Annotated in this window: 21 protein-coding genes and 1 tRNA gene; 8 read left to right on the top strand and 14 right to left on the bottom strand. The window is 63.8% G+C overall.

The genetic code is table 11. From position 1 onward, the window contains the following. Nucleotides 1–48 precede the first annotated feature (48 nt). The 3 genes from LB555_RS10695 to LB555_RS10685 form a co-directional block, all read right to left on the bottom strand. Nucleotides 49–873, bottom strand: coding sequence for a carbohydrate ABC transporter permease (locus LB555_RS10695; RefSeq protein WP_224682858.1), 825 nt, complete (start codon nt 871–873; stop codon nt 49–51). Further along, nucleotides 870–1,739 carry a carbohydrate ABC transporter permease gene (locus LB555_RS10690; protein ID WP_224682857.1) on the bottom strand — a complete coding sequence of 290 codons (870 nt, stop codon included), beginning with the start codon at nt 1,737–1,739 and terminating at the stop codon, nt 870–872. The genes LB555_RS10695 and LB555_RS10690 overlap by 4 nt, the downstream gene beginning before the upstream one ends. A 432-nt stretch (nt 1,740–2,171) precedes the next feature. Further along, nucleotides 2,172–3,398, bottom strand: a complete 1,227-nt coding sequence (locus LB555_RS10685; protein WP_224682856.1) for an ABC transporter substrate-binding protein — start codon at nt 3,396–3,398, stop codon at nt 2,172–2,174. 182 nt (nt 3,399–3,580) lie between these two features. On the opposite strand from LB555_RS10685, the gene LB555_RS10680 reads away from it, so the two are divergent. From LB555_RS10680 to LB555_RS10670, 3 genes are read left to right on the top strand one after another with little or no spacing between them, the layout of a single operon-like run. Continuing rightward, nucleotides 3,581–4,351, top strand: coding sequence for an SDR family NAD(P)-dependent oxidoreductase (locus LB555_RS10680; protein WP_224586370.1), 771 nt, complete (start codon nt 3,581–3,583; stop codon nt 4,349–4,351). 2 nt (nt 4,352–4,353) lie between these two features. Beyond that, on the top strand, nt 4,354–5,424 hold the full coding sequence (locus LB555_RS10675; RefSeq protein WP_224682855.1) for an ABC transporter ATP-binding protein: 1,071 nt from the start codon (nt 4,354–4,356) through the stop codon (nt 5,422–5,424). A 16-nt stretch (nt 5,425–5,440) separates the two neighbouring features. After that, nucleotides 5,441–6,322 (top strand): MurR/RpiR family transcriptional regulator, encoded by an 882-nt coding sequence (locus LB555_RS10670; RefSeq protein ID WP_224682854.1) that lies wholly within the window; start codon nt 5,441–5,443, stop codon nt 6,320–6,322. Nucleotides 6,323–6,485: 163 nt separating this feature from the next. Here LB555_RS10670 and LB555_RS10665 read toward each other — a convergent pair whose 3' ends face one another. Next, a complete protein-coding gene (locus LB555_RS10665; protein WP_224682853.1) occupies nt 6,486–6,803 on the bottom strand; it encodes a DUF167 family protein in 318 nt (105 codons plus the stop codon). Between the two features lie 7 nt (nt 6,804–6,810). Beyond that, nucleotides 6,811–7,104, bottom strand: a complete 294-nt coding sequence (locus tag LB555_RS10660) for a YggT family protein (RefSeq protein ID WP_015315112.1) — start codon at nt 7,102–7,104, stop codon at nt 6,811–6,813. 147 nt (nt 7,105–7,251) lie between these two features. On the opposite strand from LB555_RS10660, the gene LB555_RS10655 reads away from it, so the two are divergent. The 4 genes from LB555_RS10655 to LB555_RS10640 all read left to right on the top strand — a co-directional run bounded on the left by LB555_RS10655 (nt 7,252) and on the right by LB555_RS10640 (nt 9,162). Then, nucleotides 7,252–7,327, top strand: a tRNA-Ala gene (locus LB555_RS10655). A gap of 320 nt (nt 7,328–7,647) precedes the next feature. Continuing rightward, nucleotides 7,648–8,397, top strand: a complete 750-nt coding sequence (locus tag LB555_RS10650) for a helix-turn-helix domain-containing protein (protein WP_140616536.1) — start codon at nt 7,648–7,650, stop codon at nt 8,395–8,397. A 241-nt stretch (nt 8,398–8,638) separates the two neighbouring features. After that, a complete protein-coding gene (locus LB555_RS10645; protein ID WP_224529567.1) occupies nt 8,639–8,842 on the top strand; it encodes a nitroreductase family protein in 204 nt (67 codons plus the stop codon). Between the two features lie 68 nt (nt 8,843–8,910). Further along, nucleotides 8,911–9,162: a hypothetical protein gene (locus tag LB555_RS10640; RefSeq protein WP_015315110.1), complete on the top strand. Its 252-nt coding sequence runs from the start codon at nt 8,911–8,913 to the stop codon at nt 9,160–9,162. A 51-nt stretch (nt 9,163–9,213) separates the two neighbouring features. Here LB555_RS10640 and LB555_RS10635 read toward each other — a convergent pair whose 3' ends face one another. The 4 genes from LB555_RS10635 to LB555_RS10620 form a co-directional block, all read right to left on the bottom strand. After that, nucleotides 9,214–10,158, bottom strand: a complete 945-nt coding sequence (locus tag LB555_RS10635) for an energy transducer TonB (protein WP_224682852.1) — start codon at nt 10,156–10,158, stop codon at nt 9,214–9,216. Beyond that, complete coding sequence (gene exbD, locus LB555_RS10630) at nt 10,155–10,622, bottom strand: TonB system transport protein ExbD (protein ID WP_224682851.1); 468 nt, start codon at nt 10,620–10,622, stop codon at nt 10,155–10,157. Before exbD ends, LB555_RS10635 begins: the two co-directional genes overlap by 4 nt. Before the next feature lie 13 nt (nt 10,623–10,635). Further along, on the bottom strand, nt 10,636–11,562 hold the full coding sequence (gene exbB / locus LB555_RS10625; protein WP_140616533.1) for a tonB-system energizer ExbB: 927 nt from the start codon (nt 11,560–11,562) through the stop codon (nt 10,636–10,638). Nucleotides 11,563–11,627: 65 nt separating this feature from the next. Beyond that, nucleotides 11,628–12,419, bottom strand: a complete 792-nt coding sequence (locus LB555_RS10620; protein ID WP_181166325.1) for an ATP-binding cassette domain-containing protein — start codon at nt 12,417–12,419, stop codon at nt 11,628–11,630. A 288-nt stretch (nt 12,420–12,707) separates the two neighbouring features. Here LB555_RS10620 and LB555_RS10615 point away from each other — a divergent pair, with 288 nt between their 5' ends. Then, the gene (locus LB555_RS10615; protein ID WP_224682850.1) at nt 12,708–13,442 is read left to right on the top strand and encodes a cysteine hydrolase family protein; all 735 of its coding nucleotides are present in this window, start codon (nt 12,708–12,710) and stop codon (nt 13,440–13,442) included. Here LB555_RS10615 and LB555_RS10610 read toward each other — a convergent pair. The 5 genes from LB555_RS10610 to LB555_RS10590 form a co-directional block, all read right to left on the bottom strand. After that, nucleotides 13,400–14,341 carry an LLM class flavin-dependent oxidoreductase gene (locus tag LB555_RS10610; RefSeq protein ID WP_224682849.1) on the bottom strand — a complete coding sequence of 314 codons (942 nt, stop codon included), beginning with the start codon at nt 14,339–14,341 and terminating at the stop codon, nt 13,400–13,402. The two genes, LB555_RS10615 and LB555_RS10610, sit on opposite strands and share 43 nt — an antisense overlap. A 134-nt stretch (nt 14,342–14,475) precedes the next feature. After that, nucleotides 14,476–14,631, bottom strand: coding sequence for a hypothetical protein (locus LB555_RS10605; RefSeq protein WP_224682848.1), 156 nt, complete (start codon nt 14,629–14,631; stop codon nt 14,476–14,478). A gap of 263 nt (nt 14,632–14,894) precedes the next feature. Then, nucleotides 14,895–15,839 carry an ABC transporter permease gene (locus LB555_RS10600; RefSeq protein WP_140616529.1) on the bottom strand — a complete coding sequence of 315 codons (945 nt, stop codon included), beginning with the start codon at nt 15,837–15,839 and terminating at the stop codon, nt 14,895–14,897. Next, the gene (locus LB555_RS10595) at nt 15,836–16,891 is read right to left on the bottom strand and encodes an ABC transporter permease (RefSeq protein WP_140662480.1); all 1,056 of its coding nucleotides are present in this window, start codon (nt 16,889–16,891) and stop codon (nt 15,836–15,838) included. Before LB555_RS10595 ends, LB555_RS10600 begins: the two co-directional genes overlap by 4 nt. Further along, nucleotides 16,891–18,399 carry an ABC transporter ATP-binding protein gene (locus LB555_RS10590; RefSeq protein WP_224682847.1) on the bottom strand — a complete coding sequence of 503 codons (1,509 nt, stop codon included), beginning with the start codon at nt 18,397–18,399 and terminating at the stop codon, nt 16,891–16,893. Before LB555_RS10590 ends, LB555_RS10595 begins: the two co-directional genes overlap by 1 nt. Nucleotides 18,400–18,507: the final 108 nt, after the last annotated feature.

The following is an 18,507-nucleotide window of genomic DNA, read 5'->3' as shown; positions in this document are numbered from 1 at the left end:
TTCCGGACGGATAACCGCTGGGCACTTTTCCTGGAATTGCTGGGATTGCTATTTGACAGCCCCGAGCGCCAAGCCCCGGACAAGATAGCGCTGCAGCCAGATGAACAGGATCGCCACCGGCAGCGTCGCCAGCAGCGTCGCCGCCATGACATGGTGCCATTCGATCGTGTAGCGCCCGGCAACCAGCGAGAACACCTGGATCGGCAGCGTATAGCTCTCCTGGCTGCGCAGCATGGTGAGCGCCACGACGAATTCGTTCCAGGCATTGATGAAGGTGAAGATCGCCGTCACCGCGATCGCCGGCAGGCAGAGCGGCAGGAACACTTTTCGCAGCGTCAGCCAGCGGCCGGCGCCTTCCATCCAGGCGGCTTCCTCGAGGTCGCGCGGAATGGTGTCGAAATAGCTCTGCAGCATCCATACGGTGAAGGCGACGTTGAAGGCCATGTAGATGAAGCCGAGCGCGGTGGTCGATTCGACCAGTCCCCAGGCAGCCATCAGCCGGAACAGGCCGAGCACCAGCACGATCGGCGAGATCATCTGTGAGATCAGCAGGAACTGGCGGAACGCTCCATATCCGGCAAAGCGGAAGCGCGACATGGCATAGGCCGCCGGGACGGATATGAGGATGGCGCCAACGGTGGCAATGACAGACACATAGAGCGAATTGGCCAGCGCCTGGCCGAATCCGGTCGCCACCCACATGTCGGCAAAATTCGACCACCGGAACTCGCTCGGCCACCAGGTCGGCGTCAGCACTTCGGTACGCGGCTTGACCGCTGTCAGGAACATCACCGCGAAGGGAAAGATCGTCACCACGATCAAGGGCGCCAGCAGCAGCCAGGCGATGATGGTGCGCTTCAGCTTGGCCTTCATGCGCGTTGCTCCCGCATGGCAAGGCGCACATACATCATGGTGAAGATCAGCAATATGGCGAACATCACCAGCGAGACCGCCGACGCCTCGCCGAGTTTGCCGATACGGAATGCCAGCTTGTAGAGGTGGGTGACCAGTATGTCGGTCGAGTTGGCCGGCCCGCCCTGCGTCATCACCCAGATGATCGGGAACGAGTTGAAGACGTAGATGGTGTTGAGCACGATGGCGATGTTGATGAAGGGTTTCAGGAGCGGAAAGGTGATCTCGCGGAACTGCTGCAGCGGCGTTGCCCCTTCGAGCGCCGCCGCCTCGTAGAGATCGTCCGGGATCGACGACAGGCCGCCGAGAAAGATCGTCGTGGTGAACGGCACCGTCACCAATATGCCGATCAGCACCTGCATCGGAAACGCCGTCTCGGCGCTCGCAAGCCACTGGATGTTGTGGTCGATCAGGCCAAGTCCGATCAGTGCCGAATTCAGCATGCCGCTTTCACCGCTCAGCGCCCAGCGCCAGACCACGGCCGTCATGGTCAGCGACACTGCCCAGGGCAGCATGATGATGACGCGGGCAAGGCCACGCCCATAGAAATCGGTGTTGAGGATCATCGCCACCGGGACCGAGAGCAGCAGCGCGCCGCCGACCACCAGCACCGTCCACAGCCCCGTGCGCCAGAGCGCGGCGACGAAGTCGGGATCCGCGGCCAGCGCGGCGAAATTGGCAAGACCGCTGAACTCGCGCAGCTGACCAAAGCGATTGACGTCATGCGTGGCGATCTGGATCAGGTCCCAGACCGGCCAGAAGATGACCACCGCCGCCAGGAACAGACTGGGCAAGGTCAAGAGGTAGGGCAGGAAGCGATTTTGCATCGGCTGATTTTACACCGCGTTGCGAGGCATCAGTAGCACTGGTTGGCCAGTTGACCTGTTCTTCCCAGGCGCTCGGTTTCGAACTCTTCCCCGGCGTCGGCGCCGCCCCTCACCTGCCTGCCGGCATCCTCTCCCCGTATAGAGACGGGGAGAGGGGAGCTTTCATCACCGCTTTCGCCAGTCACCAGCGTCCAGAAAGGGCTCCGAGATGCCGGCCGCCCTTTCTCCCCGTCTCTATACGGGGAGAAATGCCCGGCAGGGCAATGAGGGGCGGCGCTGACGTCGACAATTCGTCCAAAGTGGTTGCTTGTCAGTCTTCGTTATTTACGTGGGGCGCAGCCAAATGTCTGTTTGGAAATGTGGCGCGCCCCACCTGAGTCGGGGGCGCGCCACGGGCGCAGGGAGATACGCCCTATTTGTGGGGCGCGGCCCCTACTTCTTCAGCACTGCGTTGGCCTTCGCCGCCGCTTCCTTCAAGCCTGCCTCGGGATCGCCGCCGAGATAGATCTTCTGCATGGCATCCGACGTGATCTGGGCAACTTCTTCCCAGCCTGGGATGACCGGCGCGAAACGGGCATCCGGCAGCAGGGCGGTGAAGGCGGCCAGGTCGGCGTTGTTGACGTAATAGTCCATCTTGGCCTCTTCCTTGTTCACCGGCAGGAAGCCTTCGCCCTGCGTGAACTTGGCGCGCTGTTCCGTGGTGAACAGGAAGTCCATCAGCTTCCAGGCCTCGTCCTTGTTCTTGGAGTTCTTGAACATGATCATGGAGTCGGTGACGCCATAGGTGCCGCGCGCACCGGTCGGACCGGCCGGAATGGCGGCAACGCCATATTTGAGGCTCGGCGCCTCGTCCTTGATCTGGTTGGACAGGAAGGGCGCCGTGATCATCATGCCGACCTTGCCCTGCTTGAACAGGTTCTGCACGTCCTCGCGATTGTTGGAGGTGACGCCGGGCTCCGTCAGCCCCTCGTCGATCATCGACTTGTAGAGCTTGGCCGCTTCGAGCGCGCCCGGCGTGCTCAGGCCCGACGTGCCGTCCTTGTTGAGGATCTCGGTGCCCTGCGACCACATCGCGTAGTAGTAATAGACGTCGGTCTCGATCTCCTTGCCCTGAAGGCCGAAACCGAAGGCACCCTGCGCCTTGATCTTGCGAGCATCCTCCTGCAATTCGGTCCAGGTTGCCGGTGGCTTGGCGATGCCGGCCTTCTCGAACAGCTCCTTGTTGTAATACATGGCGCGCGCCGAGGCGGCGATCGGCAGGCCGTAGGTCTTGCCGCCCATGATCGAGGGCGACAGGAAGGTGTCGATGAAGCGACCCTTGAAGTCGGGCGTGATGTAGCTGTCGAGCGGCTCGGCGACGTCCTGCTGGACGAAGTCGATCAGCCAGCGCGTGCCGATGATGGAGAGATCCGCATTGGTGCCGGCGGTGATGTCGGTGGTCAGCTTCTGCAAGAGCACATCCCACGGCACCACTTCGAACTTGACCGTGATGCCAGGGTTCTTCGCCTCGAACTCCTTCTTGACCTGCTCGAAATACGGACCGGTCTTGGCGCTGTATTCGGCGACGGTAACCCGTACTTCGCCGGCCTCTGCCTGCGCCGCGAAGGCCAGAATGCCCATTCCGGCCATCAGGCCGGCAGTCCATTTCGCAAGGCTCATCCGATCTCTCCCATTTGTTTCGCGCATTCGCGCTCCTTGTGTCGGTGCCGGCACAAGATTTATGTGACTTTCCTACATTATCGATGAATTCGCCGCACGCAAGCGGATTAATATGTTGCTTAATTACATCCGGTTCTTTAGCCTCTCAGGCATCTGCCTGACCTGCGGGAGGAGCAAGCGCCGTGGTTTCGAGAGCCGAATTCGAAGGCAGGACCGCCGTCGTCACCGGCGCCGGTGGCGGCCTTGGCTCGGCGATCGTCGCACTGCTGGCCGGCAGGGGCGCGCGGGTGGTCGGCTGCGACCAATCAGAGGAGGCGCTGGCGAGCCCGCACCTTGCCTCGCGGCATGTCTTCGACCTTCTCGACCGGGCTTCCATCGAGGCGGGGATCGCCGCCGTTCTCGACCGGGACGGCGTGCCAGATATCCTGGTCAACAATGCCGGCTGGACGCGCGCCGAAACGCTCGATGCGCTGACGGCGGACACGATCGAACATGAGCTCGACCTCAACCTGACCGGTGTGATGACTTTCGCCGACCCGCTGGTTAAGGCGATGGCTGCACGCGGTTCGGGCAGCGTCGTCTTCATTTCTTCCGTCAACGCCATCGCGCATTTCGGCAATCCGGCCTACGCCGCCGCCAAGGCCGGCATCAACGCCTATGCCAAGTCGATCGCCGTCGAGCTCGGCCGTAGCGGCGTGCGCGCCAATGTCGTCTGCCCCGGATCGATTCGCACCGCCGCCTGGGACCATCGCCTTGCCAAGAACCCTGACATAATCGGCAAGCTGCAGCGGCTCTATCCGCTCGGCCGCATCGTCAACGCCTCGGAAGTCGCCGAAGCGGTGGCTTTCCTTGCCTCGGACCGCGCCTCGGGCGTAACAGGCGTGGTGATGCCCGTGGATGCGGGACTGACCGCCGGCTGCCTGCCGTTCATCGACGACATACTGGGAGCGTGACCATGACCGACGTCGAGTTTCGCAACCTCTCGAAATCCTTCGGCCAGCACAAGATCCTCGAGGAGATCAGCCTCGACATCAAGAGCGGCGAGTTCGTCGTGCTCGTCGGCCCGTCTGGTTGCGGCAAGTCGACCTTGCTGCGCATGCTGGCGGGCCTGGAGACCATCAGTTCCGGTGACCTCCTGATCGGTGGCACGCGCGCCAACGACCTGCCGCCGCAGCAGCGCAACATCGCCATGGTGTTCCAATCCTACGCGCTGTTCCCGCACCTGAAGGCTTCCGACAATATCGGCTTCGGTCCCAAAATCCGGGGCGAGAGCCGCACCGCCATCGACCAGAAGGTCAAGAAGGCGTCCGGCGTCCTCAACCTGTTCTCCTATCTCGACCGGTATCCCCGCCAGCTCTCGGGCGGCCAGCGCCAGCGTGTCGCCATGGGCCGCGCCATCGTGCGCGAACCCTCGGTGTTCCTGTTCGACGAGCCGCTCAGCAATCTCGACGCACAGTTGCGCGTGCAGATGCGCACCGAGATCAAGGCGCTGCACCAGCGGCTGAAATCCACCATAGTTTACGTCACCCACGACCAGATCGAGGCCATGACCATGGCCGACCGCATCGTCGTGATGGACCGCGGCAGGATCCAGCAGGTCGGACCGCCGCTGGAGCTCTATGACAGGCCGGCCAACAAGTTCGTCGCCGGCTTCCTCGGCTCGCCGTCGATGAGTTTTGTGTCCGGGGCACTGAAGACGACGCCCGGGACGACCTGGTTCGAGTCGGTCGGCGGCGGCCGGCTTGCGCTTGCCGGCGACCCGGTGCCGGCAGGCAGTGCCGTTGAGGCGGGCATCCGGCCGGAGCATTTCATCGTCGGTGAAGCCACTAATGCCATGACGCTCAAGGTTGACGTGGTCGAGCCGACGGGTTCCGAAACCCATGTCTACGGTGCCATTGGCACTGATACGGTGCGCGCCGTGTTCCGCGACCGGGTGCCGGTGCGGCCGGGCGACCTGCTGCCGGTCTCGGTCGACCCCGGCAACATCCATCTGTTCGACACGGCGACGGGCCTGCCGCTGCGATGACGACGGAAACTCGGATATGAAGACGCCGGCCGACATCATCACGCGGCTGCAACTGATGTCGCAGGACGGCACCAAGTCGGATCGCCGGCTGGCAAGCCTCGTCCTGTCCGACCTCGACTTCGCCTCCAAGGCCGCGATCTCCGAGATCGCCGCGCGGGTCGACGTCAGCGAACCGACGGTCACCCGCTTCTGCCGCAATCTCGGCTGCGAGGGGTTGCGCGACTTCAAGTTCTACCTGGCCCAGGCCATCGCCATCGGCGGCCAGTATCTGTCGCCGGAGCCACTGAGCCGCGACGCCCGCGAACAGCGCATTGCCTCGACCATCACCGAAGCGGCGGTTACAGCCATCCAGCGCGCCAGCGAGAACCTCGACATGACGACGCTGGTCGACGTCGCCGCGCGCCTTGCGGCATCAGGCAATGTGCTGTGCATAGGTTCGGGTGGCATTTCCTCGATGATGGCGACCGAAATGCAGAACCGGCTGTTCAGGCTCGGCCTGCCGGTTCTGGCACAGATCGACGGACAGTTGCAGCGCATGTATGCCGCCGTTGCCACGCCAGACACCACGGTGGTCGCCTTCTCGGTCTCCGGCTATGCGCGCTCGGTCATCGAGGCGGTGCAGGTCGCCCAACAATATGGCGCCGCCACGGTGGCGGTCACCGCGCCCGACTCCGCACTGGCCAAGGTCGCCGACACTGTCATCCACCTGCAGCCGTTCGAGGACGGCAACATCTACAAGCCGACATCGTCACGTTACGCGTTGCTGGCGATCGTCGACATGATCGTGACCTCGGTCGCCGAGACACGCGGACCGAAGGTGCTGGAGAACCTGCGCCGCATCAAGCAGAGCGTGAACACGCTGAAGGTCGACGACCCGCGTTTGCCGCTGGGCGATTGACGAGCCGGCGCCGAAACCGCCAATTTCTCCCCAAGCGGGGATAAGGAGTGGTCCGCGCGGCGGACGGGAAGCCAATTGCTTGGCTTTCCGAACGACGACCACCCGGAGCGACAGCGCAGGACCGGGTCCGGCAGGGCAGAGGGGGCGATGTCCCGCCTGCATCTCAATTTTGGAAAAGCGCTTCGACACCTGTTACCAGCGCCTCCGGATCACCCAATATCCGCAACGTCTTGAGGCGGGCCGTACCGCCGGCGACGACGACCGAAACGGCCGATGCCGGAACACCCAGCGCCTTGGCGACCAGCCTCTCCAGCGCTTGATTGGCGGCGCCATTTTCCGGCACGGCGCGGACCCGCGCCTTCACGTGACTTCGTCCGTCCGCCAATGTTTCGACAACGTCGAGCCGGTCCACGGAAGACTTCGGCGTCAGCCGCACGAACAGATCGACGCCGTTCTCGCGCATGCGGAACGGCGCGCTCATGCGATCGTCAGGCCAGCAGCAGCGGCGCGACCGTGGTGAGAATGAACTGCCTGAGGAAGAACAGGATCAGCAACAGGATGATCGGTGAGATGTCGATACCGCCAAGGTCGGGCATGAAGCGGCGGATCGGCCGCAGCGCCGGCTCGGTCAGGCGGTAGAGCATGTTCCCGATGCTGCCGACGAACTGGTTGCGCGAGTTGACGACATTGAAGGCGTAGAGCCAGGAAAAGATCGCCGAGGCGATGATCACCCACCAATAGAGGTCGAGCGCCATGACGATGGTTTGTATGAGGGCGAGCATGCCGGACTCCAATTGTTGCCGACATGTAGCCACTACGCGCCAAACCGGCAAGGGCAGGGTTCCGCCACGCGACCGGCAGCCGGTTTTCGGTGAAGCGCCGCCTTGACAGGAAACCGCGGCGCCCGATAAATGCGCCATCCGCTGGACGGGGCTGTAGCTCAGCTGGGAGAGCGCGTCGTTCGCAATGACGAGGTCAGGAGTTCGATCCTCCTCAGCTCCACCAGCGGAATAATCGTCCCGCTTTTGGCCCTTCCTGCAAGGCGCGGCCGGCATCCGCCACGGCGCGATGCAAGGCGTAGCCCCGATCCCCCCAAAAATGGCCAAATGGCATTTCGCCGTTTCCAAGGCGAAATGGTTGTCAATTGGACTTATGGCGGTGGCCGGTGTCCCCCCGGCGCTATTTTTTTTGGAAGCCGTCCCATTAGACTGGCGTTCTCAAATCAGTTTTTTCTGTGTGTTGTGACAGGGCGATTCGGCGGGGGTGACCGAAAGCGCTATACGGATTCCGAGTCGAATGAAGTATCCGCCTGCGAAAGCAAACTAGTGTCCATTCGCCAGAATCTTGCTGCAAATCTCAGGCGGCTCTGCAAGGACCATGCTTCTGTCAGCGCGGTATGCCGCGAGCTTGGCATCAACCGCACACAATTCGAGCGTTACCTGCAAGGGCAGACCGTGCCCAACAAGGCCACCGCCAAGCTGATCTGCGATTATTTCCGCGTCGACGAAGCCGAGCTGTACCGGGACCCCGGCGCCCCCTCGCCCGCGGCTCCCGGTCTGCCGCCGATCTCCGAAAGCCTGTTCACCCAGATGATCCGGCCGCCCGCTCCGTCGATTGCGGGCGGCACCTATTTCACCTATTTTTCGATCCCCGGCAGATCCGATCTGCTGGTGCGGGCGATCACCTTCGTGCGTCGCGAAGCCGAGCTGGTCACGTTCCGCAGGGTCACCGGATGGTCGGAGCATCATCGCTCGACATGGGCGCGGGCACGCGGCAATCATTATGGCGTGGCGATCTCGCGCCTTAACTGGATCTATTTCAGCGGCGTCAACCGCCGCCAGACAGGCGAGCCGTCGCTGATCTCGGTGCAATGGGCGCCTATCTCCGAACCGGTGCTGACAGGCAAGGCCATGCTTCTGACCGAAGCCGGGCCGGCATTCGTGTCGGTCATCATGCGGCAGGATAGGTCCAATATCCGGCCCAGGCATGCGATCCGCATGGCGCATGTCGTCAGGCTCGATGATCCCAGCCTCGACCAGCTCGTCGTCAGCCTCGCTCGGGACGGGTTGGGTTAGCCGCTTGCTTACGCTGAATAAGAACAAGAATATCCCGAAAAAGCGTATGCCAGCGATTGCCTACTCCATATCTGAGTAAAATCGATTTTTTAGACTTTCTAGCCAAGAAAGATATTTTAGCTCATAGCTGATTTACTACAGTTTTAACAAACCAGTAACTCTTCCGACCTTACCTTTCTTCCCGCGGATCCCTTTCCGGGATCTTTCAACAGATCCCTGGGGGTCGGGGAAAGGGACGAAAATGACCAAGAAAGTGAACATTGGCCAGAACATGATGTTGGCGGCAACCAGGCACGGCTTGTCGGCCTGCCCCACGGCGGCGCTGAGCCATTCGGCGATCAAGCGCCTTCTGGGCCTCGACCGCCTCACCGACGCGCCCATCTATGCGTTGACCCTCTCAATCCCGGAACTTGATCCGCATTCGGCCGGTCGATCGATCAATTAGCCGGCGTAGTACATCTAGTGCAGCCAGTACGCATTCCCTAAAGTTCCATTCGATGACAGGAGCAGAACATGTCAAATCAGGCCTTACGTCAGTCAGAGCTCGACAGTCTCCAATATATCGCGACGATGACCAATGAGCTGGTGCAGATGGCCGAAGCGAGCCGCTTCCCCATGATCTCCTATCTGCTCGGTATGGCCTATGCCGAAGCCTTCGACGTCTTGCGCGGCGCACGGCCGGCACGACACGCGCAGCTCAGCGGCAATCCGATGCACCCCAAGGCACACCCGAAAGACAACCACGCTCAGCCAAGAACAGCGTAGCGCGATGCAATTGTCGGGCTTGCGGGACGGCTGGCACGGATTTGAGGGGCATTAGTCCCGCAAACTGAACACGAATGGCGCTGTACGGCTGACGCGCGGGCCGAGTTCCGCCGGTGGCGCCGGCACGGTCGCGCCCTGCAGCACCGCAAGTGCTGCTCGGTCGAGTTCGGCATCGCCGGACGAACGGGCGACCCGGGCCGACAGGACCCGGCCGGATGGGTCCATTGTAAAAGTCACGTTCACATTGCCCTGCGCGCGCCGGGATTTCGCGGCGCTCGGATAGCGCTTGTGGCGATTGATCCACGCCGTCAGCCGCGATTCCCATTTGGCCGGGCTGACACCCGAGAACCCGGCCGCCGATTTCGGCGCCGCCGCCTTGGCGGCAGGCTTGGCCTCGGCTCTCGCGGCACTTGCCGTCTTCGGTGGCTCGGCCTTTTCCTTCTTCGGCCTTGGCTTGGGCTTGTCGACCGGCTTTTTAACCTTGGCTTCGGCCGGTTTCTTTTCCTTGCGCCGTTCCGTCGGCTTTGCCCGCGGCAGCGGAACGACAGCCTCCGGCGCGACGGTCTCGACAATATCGGGGACGACCTGTTCCAGCGGCGGCTGTTCGACCGGTTCGGCCTTCGTCATCTCCGTAGGCTCGTTCGGCGGCACCATCACGGCCTCGGTAACAGGCTCCGCTTGCTCGACCATCTTGTCAGGCTCGGCCTCGGCGGCCTTCTCGGTCTGTTCGACTGGCTCGGCCCGGTCGGGAATGGCCGCGTCGGGCATCGCGGCCTGTTCGGGCACCGACGGCGTCACCATCATCGGCGCCATCTCGACCACTAGGGCCGGCGGCGGTCCGCCATCCGACAGGTCGACTGGATTGAAATTCTGCACGGCATACGCGACCGCGACATGAGCCCCAAGCATCAGCACCGCCGCGCATGCCCATAGGCCAAGGTCGCGCCAGTCGAAGCGCGACAGCACCACCGTGGGCGAGGCGGCGGATGGCGTCATGGAGCGGCCGCTTTGCCTGGCGCCGGTGCGGCGATATCACCTGCCGGCGCGGCCTCCAGGCCGACCAGCGCGATCTTCAGATAGCCGGCGGCCCGCAGCAGGTTCATCGCCTCCATCAGCTCGCCATAGGCGACCGCCTTGTCGGCTCGCAGGAATATCCGCGTCTGCTTGTCGCCCTTGGTGCGGCTGTCGAGCGTGGCGGCAAAAGCCGGGCGCGGCACCGTGTCGTTGCCGATCGCCAGGCTGAGATCGTTCTTCAGCGTCAGGAACAGCGGCGTCTCCGGTCGCGGCGCCGGCGTCGCGGTCAAACCGGGCAGGTCGACATTGACATCCACCGTCGCCAGCGGTGCGGCGACCATGAAGATGATCAGGAGCACAAGGATGACATCGATGAAGGGCGTGACGTTGATCTCGTGGCTTTCCTCGAGGTCGTCGTCCAGGGTCTGTCGAATTCTGCTCCCCATGGCGTCGCTCCCGCTACTCCGCCGCCAAGGCTGTCGCCGGCGCTATCGTGCGGAAATCAAGGTCGCGGCTGACCAGCCGTTCGACGCCGGCCGAGGCGTCGGCGAGGATCTGCCGGTAGCCGGCTATCGAGCGGGCGAAAACGTTGTAGATCACCACCGCTGGGATTGCCGCGACCAGACCCATCGCGGTGGCCAGCAGCGCTTCGGCGATGCCCGGCGCGACCACGGCGAGATTGGTGGTCTGAGCCTGCGAGATGCCGATGAAGGCGTTCATGATGCCCCAGACGGTGCCGAACAGGCCGACGAAAGGCGCGGTGGAACCAATCGTCGCCAGCAGGCCGGTGCCGCGCGACATGCGCCGCGACGCAGCCGCCTCGATGCGCGACAGGCGCGAGCTGACCCGTTCCTTCAGTCCGTCGCCGCCGACGTGGTCGAGCGCATTGGCCGAAAGCGCGGCCTCTTCTTCCGCTGCCCGCACCAGGAGCGCGCCGGGATCGCCACAGCGGTCGAGCGCGCGGCTCGCCTGCTTCAGCGTGGCGGCATCGCCGATCGCGCGGACGGCACGGCGGAGGCGCAGCTTGCCGCCGAAAATCTCCAGCGACTTGGCCAGCCATATCGTCCAGGTGACGAGCGACGCGAAAGCCAATCCAGTCATCACCGCCTTCACGATGATGTCGGCGGCCTTGAACATGCCCCATGGCGACAGGTCATTCGGCAGGTTCAGGTCCATCGTCCCGGCAGGCGCGACCTCGGCCGGCGTTGTCGCGCTCGGCTGGCCGGCTGGCTGCACGGGCGCCATGGCAGCCGGTGCAGCTTGTGCCGGCGCGGCAGGGGCCTCAACCGCTGGAGAAGAGCCGGCCGGTTGCTCCTGGGCCGTGGCGCCGGTCGCCCCCAGGACAAGCGATGCGACCAACGCCGCCAACAAACCATATCTCGACATGAGCTTCTTCCTTGTTCTCACGGCGGCCAGCCGCTTGCCGGTTCCTGCAACCGCCGGCGACGACTTCACTGCACATAGCCGACGGGTTGGCCAGTGACGGGATGCGCGAACACACCCATCTCGACGCCGAAAATGTCCTTGAGCACATCGCTCAGCATGATCTCGCTCGGTGTGCCGCGCGTCAGCAGCCTGCCGTCCTTCAGCGCGATCAGCTCATCGCAGTAGCGCGCCGCCATGTTGGGGTCGTGCAGCACCACGACGACGCACAGGTCGCGCTTGCGGCTGAGCTCCCTGACCAGGCCCAGCACCTCGACCTGATGCGCGATGTCGAGCGCCGAGATTGGCTCGTCGAGCAGCATGACGCCGGCATTCTGCGCCACCAGCATGGCCAGCCAAGCGCGCTGGCGCTCGCCGCCGGATAATTCATCCACCAGCCGCTCAGTGAACCCTTCCATGTCGGTCAGCATAAGGGCCTGCTCGACATGGCGCCTGTCCTCGGCGCCGAAACGGCCAAGCGCACCATGCCATGGATAGCGTCCGAGCGTTGCCAGCTCGCGCACGGTCAAGCCCGTCGCCGCCGGCGTCGTCTGCGGCAGATAGGCAAGAGCCCGCGCCAGCTCGCGCGCGCCCCATTGCGATAGCGGCCGTGCGGCGAAAGTGATGGCGCCGGAGCTTGCCGGCTGCTGGCGCGCCAAAAGCTTGATCAGCGTCGATTTGCCCGAACCGTTATGGCCGATCAGCCCGTAGACGCGCGCGCGCCGCAATTCGAGCGAGACCGGACCGAGCAGCGTCCGTTCGCCGACGGCGAAACGCACGGCATCGATATCGAATGCGGTCTGGCTATCGGCTTCGGCCATGGTCACGGCATTTCTCCAGCCCCGCCGCCGCATTCCGATCCTGTCTGCGGAGGCAGGTCCCCGGTTGACTATGAAACTTGATATTACTAGTCAAGATTTAAGATGGGAATGCACCGCAAAACCTGAAACGCTCCGGGGCCGGTGCCATTGTTGCCGCGTACGGGCCCTCACCCGCGCAGCCGGCCGATCCGCGCCGGCGATCTCGGTCCCGGGCCACACGATGTCGGCATCCGATGTCGCCGCATCGATGCGGACACGCTAGGGTGAGCCGGCGGCAAGGAGCTCCGGATGATCAAGGCGACACCCTTCGACTACCCCTATGACGGCAGGCTGGTTGCCGAAAACACCGCGCTCGTCGTCATCGACCTGCAACAGGATTTCCTGTCGACATCGGGCTATTTCGCCAGGAAGGGGTATGACCCCTCGCCGCTGCGGGCGATCCTGCCCGCCGTGAACCGCCTGATCGCGGCCGCGCGCAAAGCCGGCGTCACGGTCATCCACACAAGACAGGGTTACCGCGCCGACATGGCCGACATGACGCCCTACGAGAAATGGCGCCGCAAGCGTTCCGGCCTCGACGGCACCGACGTCCTGCTGCGCTCAGGCGCTGGGTTCCAGATCGTCCCGGAGATCGACGTCGCGCCGCACGACATCATCATCGACAAGTCCTGCAACAGCGCCTTCACCTATACGGATTTCGAGCTTGTGCTGCGGGCGCAAGGCATCACGCATCTGATGTTTTCCGGATGCACGACGGATGTCTGCGTCCACACCACGCTGCGCGAGGCCTGTGACCGCAATTTCCAGTGCCTGACGATTTCGGACGCCTGCGCCAGCGGCGACAGACAAGCGCATGAAGCGGCGTTGCACATGGTGACGGTCGAGGACGGCGTCTTCGGCGTGCTGGCCGATTCGGACGCCGTCATTGAAGGCCTGTCGCGGCTTGGCGACAGCCTGAAGCAGCAGACGATTGATGGGCTTCACCCCGCTGCTCGCGTCTCCAATCCTGGGCGAGGCGCATAAGCTCCAGGCTGGAACTCGCTGGCCTCCCGGCGCGCCAGGGAGTTGCGCAGCAGCGCCAATGTTTCCCGGCCGGCCGTCGCGATCTCGCGCGGCGTGTCGACGCCGACGATCATGAACTCATCGATCCCGAGCCCGGCATAGGCGAGCAGCGACAGCGCGGCCTGAGCAGGCGGGCCGGATAGGTCGACCGCCTTGTGGCCGGCGGCGGAAACACCCTGGTGGATCCTGACCGGAAGCGCGAAGCGCAGTTTGCCCGCACGGCCATGTTCGGCCGCGGCGCCACGTGCCCGCTCCATCAATTGCCTGATATCGTCGATCGGCCCCGGCGCCAGTTCGAAGATATCGGCATGCCGGCCGGCCACCTTCAGCGCCGTTCCGGATTGCCCGCCCATGCGGACCACGAGGTCGGCGCCATGCGGGCCCTTGCGCGGCACATAACCGCTTTTGATGCTGTAGAACGCGCCTTCGTGATCGAAGGGCCGGTCGTTCGACCACAGCCGCTTCAACAGCACCAGATATTCGTCGATGCGCTGCCAGACGACGCCATGTCCGACCGGCCGTGTCTCGGCATCGTCGTCGTTCAAGGGCTCGCTGATCATCCTGAGCGTCAGCCGTCCGCCGCTCTCCCTGTCGATGGACGCCAGCTGGCGGGCAGCGACCGTGGGTTCGATCACGCCGGCCCAGTGGGTGAGCACCACTTCCAGCGAAGCGGTGCGGTTGAGCACCTGCGAGGCCAGATCCATGTTGGTCAGCAGCCCGGCCGAATCGTCGACGACGATCTTCTGGAAACCGCCGTCCTCGATCAGCCCGAGCTTGGTCGAGGTCTCGGCGAAGTCATAGAAAAAGGGAACCGCCGCGTCGGCGGTCTTGCCGGGTACATGCGTGAATTCGATCGGCATTGTCATCTCCTCCATCACTGGAATCACTGATGCTGTGAAATGCGAATCCTCAGGCGCGCGAAAACGCCCCGGGATTCGGTTCAACTCCGATTGCCTGAAAGCTGTGGGGCAGCAGCCCCTTTCGATCCCGCGCCTTAGGGAATAAGGCCCAGCACGACTGCCCCGGTGAACACGAACGCAAGGGCAAAGACGAGATAGGCGAAAGCGCCGGCATAGGCCGGGCGAAAGCCATGGGCATTGATCAGTCGCTGGCCGTTGCTGTCGGTCTGGGCGTTCTGGAAATAGGACATGTCGACCTCCGTCTTGCCGCTTAATCTATAAAAGTTGTAGACTTTGTCGATTGCTATTTTTGGGCAACTGACAGAATTATTTTCTCGTTGACCGCCAAAAATTGGTGTGAAGTTGCTGTGAGCATGGGTCCCAGGCAATCGATCGGAAGAGCGCGGGGGTATCGATGTGAGGCGTCCCAAGGTCAGCTTCTTCATTCCGGGACAGCTTGACGCCCTTCCTCTCCCCCTCCGGAGGGATAGGAAGGACACCAAATCCTACTCGTCTAACGCTCTTCCCTTCGAAACGGCTTGAGCAGCGCCGATGGCGCCACAGCGTTGCGCGACATGACGGCCATGGCGACGATGGTGAAGATGAACGGCAGCATCAGGAACGCCTCGTAGGGGATGTGTCCAAGCCCACTCGCCTGCATGCGCAATTGCAAGGCATCGACGAAGGCGAACAGCAGCGCGGCCCCTGCCGAGCGCCAGGGATCCCAACGGCCGAAGACGACCAGTGCGATCGCCACCCAGCCGCGCCCGGAAACGACGCCGAAGGTGAAGGCGTTGAACTGCGCCATCGACAGGAAAGCACCAGCGAGCCCCATCAGGGCGCCACCGAGAATGACGGCCTGGAAGCGCGTGGCGATGACGCTGACGCCCGCAGAGTCCGCGGCGCGCGGGTTCTCGCCGACCATGCGCACCGACAGCCCCCACGGGGTGCGGTAAAGGATGAAGCCCGCCAGAGGAATGGCCAGGACGGCCATGTAGACCAGCGCGAACTGGTCGAACACCGCAGGACCCAGCACGGGAATGTCCGAGAGAACCGGGATCGGCAGCGTCTGAAAACCCTTGATGCTCGGCGGCACCGATTGCTGGCCGAAGATCAGCCGGTAGAGGAAATAGGCCAGCCCCGACGAGAACAGGGTGACGCCGATACCGCAGACATGCTGGCTGAGGCCGAGAACCACCGTGAACAGCGCATGCAGCGCGCCCATCAGCATGCCGGTCAGCACCGCCACCAGGACACCCAGCCACAGGCTTCCACTGAGGCTGGTGGCGGTGAAGCCGGTCATGGCGCAGAGCAGCATGATGCCTTCGATGCCGAGATTGAGCACGCCGGCCCGTTCGGAGAACATTTCGCCGAGCGTGGCAAAGGCCAGCGGCGTGGCGATGCGGATGATGGCGGCGAGAAAGCCGACCTGAAAAATCTGCTCGAACACCGCGCTCATCCGACGGCTCCGACGCGGCGGATGCGATAGGCCGTGAACAGCAGCGCCACCAGCATGGCAAGCAGCGCCGTGCCCTGGATGACGTCGCTGAGGAAGGCCGGCACGCCGGTCGCGCGCGACATAGCCTCGGCGCCGGTCATCACGGCTGCAAGGAAGATCGCCGCCGGCACGACGCCGAGCGGGTTGAGCCGCGCTAGCATGGCGACGACTATGCCGGAATAGCCGTAGCCCGGCGAAATATCGCTCATCACCTGGAAATGCACGCCGCCGACCTCACCGACGCCGGCCAGCCCCGCCAACGCGCCCGACAGCAGCGCCGTCGACAGCAGCACGCGCTCGACATGGATGCCGCCATAGCGTGCCGCTTCCGGGTTTTCGCCGGTGACCCTGATCCGGAAGCCCAGCGTCGTGCGCACGATCAGGAACCAGATAACCGGGGCCGCGATCAGCGCCGCGACGACACCGAGATGCAGCCGTGTGCCTTCGATCAGCACCGGAAAGTTCGCCGAATCCTCGATCGGCGGCGAGATCGGATAGCCGCTGAAGCTGTCCTTCCACGGTCCCTCGATCAGTGCCATCAGGGCATAATAGATGACCGAGTTGAGCAGCAAGGAGCTCACGACATCGTCGACCTTGAACTTTACCCGCAGCGTCGCAGGCACCAGCGCGACCGCCGCGCCTGCGGCCGCCCCCGCCAGCGCCATGAAAAGCATGGCAAGCGGTCCGGGCATCGGGATCGCACCAACGAAACAGCTCGCCACCGCGCCGGCCAGCAATTGCCCTTCCGCGCCGATGTTCCAGAACTTTGCGCGGAAGGCGACCGCCACCGCCAGTCCGGTAAAGATCATCGGGGCGGCGCGGACCAGCGTTTCGGTGACGGCGTAGCTGTCGCCAAGCGAGGCCGTGAACATCACGCCGTAGGATTCGAACACCCCGGCCCCGGCCAGCGCGATCAGGCCGCTACACAGGATGAGCGTGGCGACAATCGCCAGCAACGGCAGCGCGAGGTTGAACCAGGCGGGCGTGGACGTGCGGACTTCGAGGCGGAACATCAGTGGCCCTCCGCGCCGGTCATCAGCAGGCCGAGCCGGGCGACGGTCGCATCGGCACTGTCCAGCGTGCCGACGATGCGGCCCTCATACATCACCGCGATGCGGTCGCACAGCACCAGCAGTTCCTCCAGATCCTCGCCGATGACGATGATGCCGCAGCCTTTGGCGCGCATGTCGAGGAATTTTTCATGGATGAAGCGCGCCGCACCGATGTCGAGGCCACGTGTCGGCTGTGAAACGATCAGCACCTTCGGATCGAAAGCAAGCTCGCGCGCCAGAAGCGCTTTCTGCAGATTGCCACCGGACAGCGCGCCGGCGCGCGTCATCGGTCCGGGACATCTGATGTCATAGGCCTTGATCTGTTCCTCGGCGAAAGCGCGGATCGCATCCGGCTTGAGCAGGCCCTTGGCGGAGAAGGCTGAAGTGCCGATGCGCGGCAGCACCATTGAATCAGCGAGCGGCAAATTGGTGACCAGCCCCGTCGTCATGCGATCTTCCGGGATGCGGCCAAGGCCGAGCGCCTGCACCTCGCGCGGCGAGAATTTTGCCACCTGTTTGCCGGCTATCGTCATTCGGCCCGTCTCGGGCGCCAGCACGCCGGAGATCACCTCCGCCAGCGCCCGCTGGCCATTGCCGGAGACGCCGGCGATGCCTAGGATTTCGCCGGCACGAACCGCAAGCGACACATCGCGCAACGCCATGCCGGAATGCTTCGAGGTTGAAATGCCGTCGAGCGTCAGCACATCGGCGCCGGGCGTCGACGATCCCCTTGCCGGCGGCACGATCTCATGGCCGCACATCAGTTCAGCCATTGCAGCCGACGTCGTGTTGGCGGGGTCGTCGACGCGGCCCGCGACGCGGCCGTGCCTCAGCACGGTGCAGCGATGCGTCAGCGCCCGCACCTCGTTGAGCTTGTGCGAGATGAAGATGATGCCCAGGCCTTGCGCCGCCATCGAGCGCAGGGCCGAAAACAGTCCGTCCACCTCGCTCGGTGCCAGCACCGCCGTCGGCTCGTCAAGGATCAAGAGCTTGGCACCGCGAAACAACGCCTTGACGATCTCCAGCCGCTGTTGCTCGCCGACCGACAGCGCCGAGACCGGCAGATTGGGATCGAGCGTCAGCCCGTGCCGGCTGCTGATTTCAGCAAGCCGCGCCAGCCCGCCGCTGCGGTCGATTCGTCCCGATTTGCCCGGAATGCCAATGAGCAGATTTTCCAGCACGGTGAGCCGTGGTGCCAGATGAAAATGCTGATGCACCATGCCAATGCCCGCGCCCAGCGCATCGGCCGAGCTGGTGATCCTGACTGGCTGGCCCTGGATCAGGATCTCACCGGCATCCGGCGCGTAGGCACCGAACAGCACGTTCATCAATGTCGTCTTGCCGGCGCCGTTCTCGCCGAGCAGCCCGAGGATTTCCCCCGGCGCCACGCTGAGATCCACAGCCTCGTTTGCCTTGACGGCGCCGAAGCTCTTGGTGATGCCGCGCATTTCGATGAGAGGGGCGGACAAGAATGCTCCTGATTTTTCCGATCCGGCCTTAGCTGCGGAGGGCGGCGCTGTACCCCCCTCTGTCCTGCCGGACATCTCCCCCTCAAGTGGGGAGATTGGCAGCTTCGC

Source organism: Mesorhizobium sp. BR-1-1-10 (genome assembly GCF_020165595.1).
Lineage (GTDB): Bacteria > Pseudomonadota > Alphaproteobacteria > Rhizobiales > Rhizobiaceae > Mesorhizobium > Mesorhizobium australicum.
This window is presented reverse-complemented; position numbering and strand designations above follow the sequence as displayed.